This window comes from Ideonella lacteola, assembly GCF_038066555.1.
GTDB classification, from domain to species: Bacteria; Pseudomonadota; Gammaproteobacteria; order Burkholderiales; family Burkholderiaceae_C; genus Ideonella; species Ideonella lacteola.
In genome coordinates, this window is sequence record NZ_JBBUTG010000014.1 from 165,443 (window position 1) to 171,473 (window position 6,031).

Consider the following 6,031-nt stretch of genomic DNA (forward strand, 5'->3'; position numbering starts at 1 on the left):
CTCTCAGCCTCTGACGCGTCGCCACCACACCCCGCCCGCGTGATTTGGGATCATCAGGGGCTATGCGTCTGCAACTTGCCTCTGATCTGCACCTCGAGCGGTATCCCGATTTCATGCTGCCTGCCGCCCCCGGGGCCGACACCCTGGTGCTGGCCGGCGACATCGGCTCGTACCAGGCCAGCTCTCGCCTGACCGACACCGACTTTGGCCTCGGCCGCTTTGCGCCGGGCCAGCCCGACGCCCCATGGAAGCAGGTCATCTACCTGCCGGGCAACCATGAGTACGACGGGCTGGACTTCGCGGATGCGCACGCGCGGCTGCGCGAGACCTGCGAGCGGCTGGGCATCATCTGGCTGGAACGTGAGGTGCGTGTGATCGACGGCATCCGCTTCGTCGGCACGACGCTGTGGAGCGACTTCGATGCACTGGCGGCCAGCAAAGGCACGGTCACCCAGCAACTGCAAGCGCGAGAGAAGGCCTACCGCGCCGCGAACTTTTACCTGAAGCACTTCACCGCCACGCAATTCGGCGAGCCGATGCTGGCCGAGCAGTGGCGGCAGGTGGCGCTCGAATGCCAGCAATGGCTGCGTGGTGCGTTGGCCCAAGCCTTCAATGGCACCACCGTGGTCGTCACCCACTACGCCCCCAGCCTCGCCAGCGCCGACCCGCGCTACGGCTTGACGCCCGGCACGGCCGGCTTCTGCAACGCGCTGGACGAACTGTTCGACCACGCCGATGTGTGGCTGCACGGCCACCTGCACTGCCCCAGCCGATACCTGGCCGGCCGCGAACAGCGCTGCGAAGTGTTCGCCAACCCGCGCGGCTACTTCAGCAAGGGTGAGCAAGAGGGATTCGACCCCCTGTTCGCGATCGACCTGCCCCGGCCCGATTGATGCAACGCAAGCCTGCCACGCAGGCGAGTGCGACACTGCGAGCCAGACTATGAGGAGCAAGGCATGAAGATCCTGGTCGCCGTGGATGGCAGCCCCTACACCAAGCGCATGCTGGCCTACCTGGCCGCGCACGACGAATGGCTGGGAGATCATCACGACTACACCGTCGTGCACTCAGTGATGGCCGTGCCGCCGCGCGCTGCGTCGGCGGTTGACAAGGCGGTGCTGACCGCCTACTACGAGGCCGAGGCCGAGAAGGTATTCAAGCCGATCCGCCAGTTCTTCGCGAAGCAAAAGCTGAACGCCAACTTCGTGGCGAAGATCGGCCATGCAGCAGACAACATCGCCGCCGTGGCCAACAAGGGCAAGTTCGACCTGCTGGTGATGGGCTCACACGGGCACGGCTCGCTGGGCAAGCTGGTGATGGGCTCGGTGACCACCAAGGTCATGGCGCACTGCGAGACGCCGGTGCTGCTCGTGCGTTGAGGCCCACCTCGCGCGCCGCGCTGACGCGGCGCTGTTGCTGAAGCGCTGTCAGCTGGCGCCCAGGCGCCGCAACCAGCCCACCTGGGCCAGACTGGCCCGGCCCGATTGGGCCAAGGTGGTGGCGGCCACCACATCGGCCGGCGGTTCGTCGAGGCAGAAATCGAGCCCCATCGCCGTGCCCATGTCGGCCGGGTCCACGTCCGGCACAGACGCCGTACGACGACCGATCAGGCGGCGCAGCAGGCTGGGTTGAGCGGCTTTGGACATCGAGGCCTCCGGTGTTGTTGCTCTCAGTTTCGACGCGTTGAAGAATTTCGTTACCTCCATTTCAGGGGGTAAAGGGGTGCAGTTGCGGCATTTGCACGCGCCTTCTTCGGGCCGTTTCGCCTGCGCCACGAGGGGTGGAACTACTTCATGGCAAGGCCTCACGAACGACGCCGACGAGCCACTGACTTTGATAGTTAGGCCATCGAAACGCACGCTCGCAGCCGGCCCGATATTCATCAGCAAGACTAATGAAGCGTGAATTTCATGAGTACAGCTTCATTTTGAGTGGCTGACTGCCGAGAATCGCGTCCATCCCGCATCCACGCAGTCCCCACGACATGAAGGTCATCGTTCTCGGCGCCGGTATCGTCGGCATTTCCACCGCTTGGTACCTCACCGAAGAGGGCCATGACGTCACGGTGATCGACCGTCAGCCCGACGCGGCGCTGGAAACCAGCTTTGCCAACGGCGCACAGATCTCTGTCAGCTTCTGCGAGCCTTGGGCCAACGCCGGCGCCCCGCTGAAGGTGATGAAGTGGCTGCTGCGCGATGATTCCCCGCTGTTGTTCCGCCCCCGGCTGGACCCGTACCAGTGGCGCTGGGGTGTGAAGTTCCTGCTGCAGTGCAGCGACGCCGCCTTCGCGCGCAACGTGCAACAGCTGGTCGCGCTGGGCGCCTACAGCCATGAGTCGCTGAAGGGCCTGGTCGACAAGACGGGCATCGAATACAACCGCCTCGAACGCGGCATCCTGCACTTCTTCTCCTCGGCGAAAGACTTCGAAGCCGGCGCTGCCGGTGCCGAGCTGATGCGACAGCACGGCGTGGACCGCCGCGTGCTGAGCCGCGAAGACGTGCTGAAGGTCGAACCGTCGCTGTCGGCATTCGGCCCGAACATCCACGGCGGCACCTACACGCCCAGCGACGAATCGGGCGATGCGAAGGTCTTCACACAGAAGCTGGCCGAGAAGTGCCGCGAGCGTGGCGTGAAGTTCATGTACGAGCACGACATCCTCGGCTTCGATCTGGCCGGTGGCGAGATCGCCGGCGTGCACGTCGGATGCCAGCGCACCGGCGCCCGCAGCACGGTTCGCGGCCACCAGTTCGTGGCCGCGATGGGCTCATTCACGGCGCCGCTGCTGCGCCCGATCGGCGTCGATCTCGACATCTACCCCGCCAAGGGCTACTCGGCCACCTTGCGCTTGAAGAAGCCCGAGGCGGCCAGTGTCGTCAGCCTGCTGGACGATACGCGAAAGATCGCCATCTCGCGCCTGGGCGACCACATCCGCATCGCCGGCACGGCCGAAATGGCGGGCTATGACACCGGCCTGGACGGCGCCACCGCCAAGGTGCGCTGCGCGGCCCTGGTCAAGCGCTATGAAGAGCTGTTCCCCGGCGTGGCCGACCTGTCCGAGCCGAACTACTGGGCCGGCCTGCGCCCCAGCACGCCGACCAACATCCCCTACATCGGCCGCAGCAAGCTCGCCAACCTGTGGCTCAACGCCGGCCACGGCACGCTGGGCTGGACGCATGGCGCCGGCTCCGGCCGCGCCCTGGCCGAGCTGATGAGCGGCAAGCGTCCGCAATTGAACTTCGGCTTCTGCGGCCCGGAGCTGCCCCAGCGCCGGCCCCAGGTGGCGCTGGCGCCTTCAGCCCGCTGAGCATCCGGCCTCCCAAGGCCACACGAACACCCATCGGGCCGGCCTTTGCCGGCCCTTTTTGTTCGAGGCGAGGCCTGTGCCGAGGGCCACCAGCGAAGGGTGATACAGTCCGCGCCCCTTTTCATTCGCCTGCGCCCGAGTCGCCATGCACCACGCCTACTGCGCCATCGACTTCGGCACCTCCAATTCCGCCATCGCGCTGCCCGACCACGACGACCGCGTCGCGCTGGTCGAAGTCGAGCCGGGTCAACGCACCATGCCGACCGCGGTGTTCTACACACTCGAGGGCACGGCGCCCCACGAAGACCCGAAGCGGCTGTATGGCCGGCAGGCGCTCGCCGCCTATGTCGAGGGCCACGATGGCCGGCTGATGCGATCCATGAAGAGTGTGCTGGGCTCGTCCTTGATCGACCAGGGCACGGATGTCGGCGGCGGGCGCTCGGTGCGGTTCCTCGATGTGATCTCGGGCTACCTTCGGCACCTCAAGTCACTCGCCGAAGCCCAGGCCGGTGCGCCGTTGGTGCGCGCGGTGCTGGGGCGCCCGGTGTACTTCGTCGATGGCGAACCCGAGCGCGATGCGCAGGCGCAGGCGGCCCTCGAAGAGGCGGCCCGCCAAGTCGGGTTCGAAGAGATCAGCTTCCAGTACGAGCCGATCGCGGCGGCACTGGATTTCGAAGCCACCGTCGACCGCGAGCAACTGGTGCTGGTGGCCGACATCGGTGGTGGCACGTCCGACTTCTCGCTGGTGCGAGTGAGCCCGGAGCGTGCGCGCCGTGTCGATCGCGTCGACGACATCCTGGCCAACCACGGCGTCCACATCGCCGGCACCGACTTCGACCGCCATGTCGAACTGGCGGCGATCCTGCCGCTGGCCGGCTACAAGGCCCGCGGCCCGGCCCCCGCTGAACGCGAAGTGCCGAGCAAGGTCTACTTCGACCTCGCCACCTGGCACCTGATCAACACGGTCTACACGCCCGCCCGCACCATGGAGTTGCGGCGCATGCGCAGCTTCTATGCCGATGCGCAACTGCACGCGCGGCTGATGGCGATCGTCGACCAGCGCCTGGGCCATGCGCTGATGGGCAAGGCTGAAGCCGCCAAGATCGCCGTGGCCGATGGCCGCGAGGGCGATGTCGTGGCCATCGATCTCGATGATCTCGAATACGGGCTGCAAGCCGAGCTGGCCGAAACCCAGGCCATGGCCGCCATCGAATCAGACCTGGAGAGCATCGTCCAAGCGGGCGTCGAGACCGCCCGCATGGCCGGCGTGGCGCCAGAGCAAGTCGACGCGGTCTATCTCACCGGAGGGTCGACGGGCCTGGCACCGTTGGCACTGCGCATCGCGGCCCCATTCAGCCGGGCCCGCACGGTGCGAGGCGACCGGCTCGCCAGCGTGGCACAGGGTCTGGGCCTGCACGCCCAGCGGGTGTTCGCCTGATCAGGCCGCGCACTTCACCGTCTGGAACCGCCGCCTGACGAGCGCGGCCCGCGCTGGCCGGAGCCGGCCCCACCACCGCGCGGGCCTGCGCCGCCGGGACGGCGCGGCCGGTGCGATGCCGGTCGCGCGGGCCGGGTGCTGGGCAGCGGCCGCGTCACATCGGCCAGCAGCAGCACGCTGTTGACCAGGCCCTCGACGGCCTCGGCCAGATCGGCTGGTGGCTCCAACTCCTCGATCAGCGCGAGGAGGTCATCGGCGTCTTCCAGGTCGTCGGGGTCGAAGCTGCGGTAGAGCACCGCCAGCGGCTCGGCGACCTCCGGCGAATCGCTTCGCATCAACGCCGGAAAGAATTCCATCGCAGTGGCAAAACCGGCCACCCACGGCATCACCGTCTCGAGCGGGTCTTCTTCGTCATCGTCCAGCTCGAAGACCCAGGGATCGAACCACTGACGGTCCCGGATGGCGGCATCCAGTTCCGCATGACGCCGACGCACCAGCGCGCGCAAGGGTTCGTCGTCGAAGCCCAGCGGAATCGAACGACCGTCCACATCCACCACATGGCGCCACCACTGCGACTCAGGCACCGCCTTGGGCTGCAGCAGCACCCCGCAGAGGAAACCGTCGAGCATCATCACGTCCAGTGGCTCGGCCGGCGCGGGAATGCGGTCCAGCCAGCGCTCCAGCGCGGCGAACTCGGCGTCGGTCAGTGCGGGAGAAGATTCGGGTGCAGGTGCGGCCATCCGGCGATTGTCGCGCCCGTTGGCCGCCGCGGCGCATCAACCTGTCGGTGCGCGGGGATCACCGCCACTGTGCACTGGCTTGCACCTTTTGTGCACAACGCGACGGCTGGGGGTAAAGCATCCCCCAATCAGGGGATAGCTCACCCGACATTGCCCACCTAGAGTGCCACTCATGCCCTGAATGCATCTTGTGGTGCATCAGGCGAACGGCCCAACGACGTCCTCTCTGAGGACTTGCACCGACCCAGCCCTCACGGGCTGGGTCGTTTTTTTTGCCAGGCACATCCCGGGGATGTGCGGCGGGCGTTCACTTCCGATGCGCTGAGCGAAGGCGCGGAAGCTGAGCTCTCAACCGCTTTCAGCGGCTCAATGGACGTAGTTTGCGTCGCGTTGCAGGCGGAACACGCTCACCAGCTCGGCCAGGCGGGACGCCTGGCCCTTCAAGCTTTCGGCCGCCGCGGCCGATTGCTCCACCAGGGCCGCGTTCTGCTGCGTCATCTGGTCGAGCTGGCTCACCGCCCCGCTCACCTGGCCAATGCCCGAGCTCTG

The 6,031-nt window shown here is 67.0% G+C and carries 6 protein-coding genes and 1 pseudogene; 4 read left to right on the top strand and 3 right to left on the bottom strand.

Annotated features, from left to right (window positions below):
• The first annotated feature begins 62 nt into the window (after window positions 1–62).
• Window positions 63–893 (top strand): metallophosphoesterase, encoded by an 831-nt coding sequence (locus AACH06_RS20480; protein ID WP_341427620.1) that lies wholly within the window; start codon window positions 63–65, stop codon window positions 891–893.
• A 63-nt stretch (window positions 894–956) separates the two neighbouring features.
• Window positions 957–1,379, top strand: coding sequence for a universal stress protein (locus AACH06_RS20485; RefSeq protein WP_341427621.1), 423 nt, complete (start codon window positions 957–959; stop codon window positions 1,377–1,379).
• Between the two features lie 48 nt (window positions 1,380–1,427).
• Here AACH06_RS20485 and AACH06_RS20490 read toward each other — a convergent pair whose 3' ends face one another.
• Entirely contained in the window at window positions 1,428–1,646 is a 219-nt protein-coding gene (locus AACH06_RS20490) for a hypothetical protein (RefSeq protein ID WP_341427622.1), read from the bottom strand.
• A gap of 338 nt (window positions 1,647–1,984) precedes the next feature.
• On the opposite strand from AACH06_RS20490, the gene AACH06_RS20495 reads away from it, so the two are divergent.
• The gene (locus tag AACH06_RS20495) at window positions 1,985–3,304 is read left to right on the top strand and encodes a D-amino acid dehydrogenase (protein WP_341427623.1); all 1,320 of its coding nucleotides are present in this window, start codon (window positions 1,985–1,987) and stop codon (window positions 3,302–3,304) included.
• Window positions 3,305–3,449: 145 nt separating this feature from the next.
• A complete protein-coding gene (locus AACH06_RS20500; RefSeq protein ID WP_341427624.1) occupies window positions 3,450–4,742 on the top strand; it encodes an Hsp70 family protein in 1,293 nt (430 codons plus the stop codon).
• 14 nt (window positions 4,743–4,756) lie between these two features.
• Here the strand turns inward: AACH06_RS20500 and AACH06_RS20505 are convergent, their stop codons facing one another.
• A complete protein-coding gene (locus AACH06_RS20505) occupies window positions 4,757–5,482 on the bottom strand; it encodes a YecA/YgfB family protein (protein WP_341427625.1) in 726 nt (241 codons plus the stop codon).
• A 366-nt stretch (window positions 5,483–5,848) separates the two neighbouring features.
• Window positions 5,849–6,031, bottom strand: a pseudogene (locus tag AACH06_RS20510) (methyl-accepting chemotaxis protein); the annotation flags it as partial.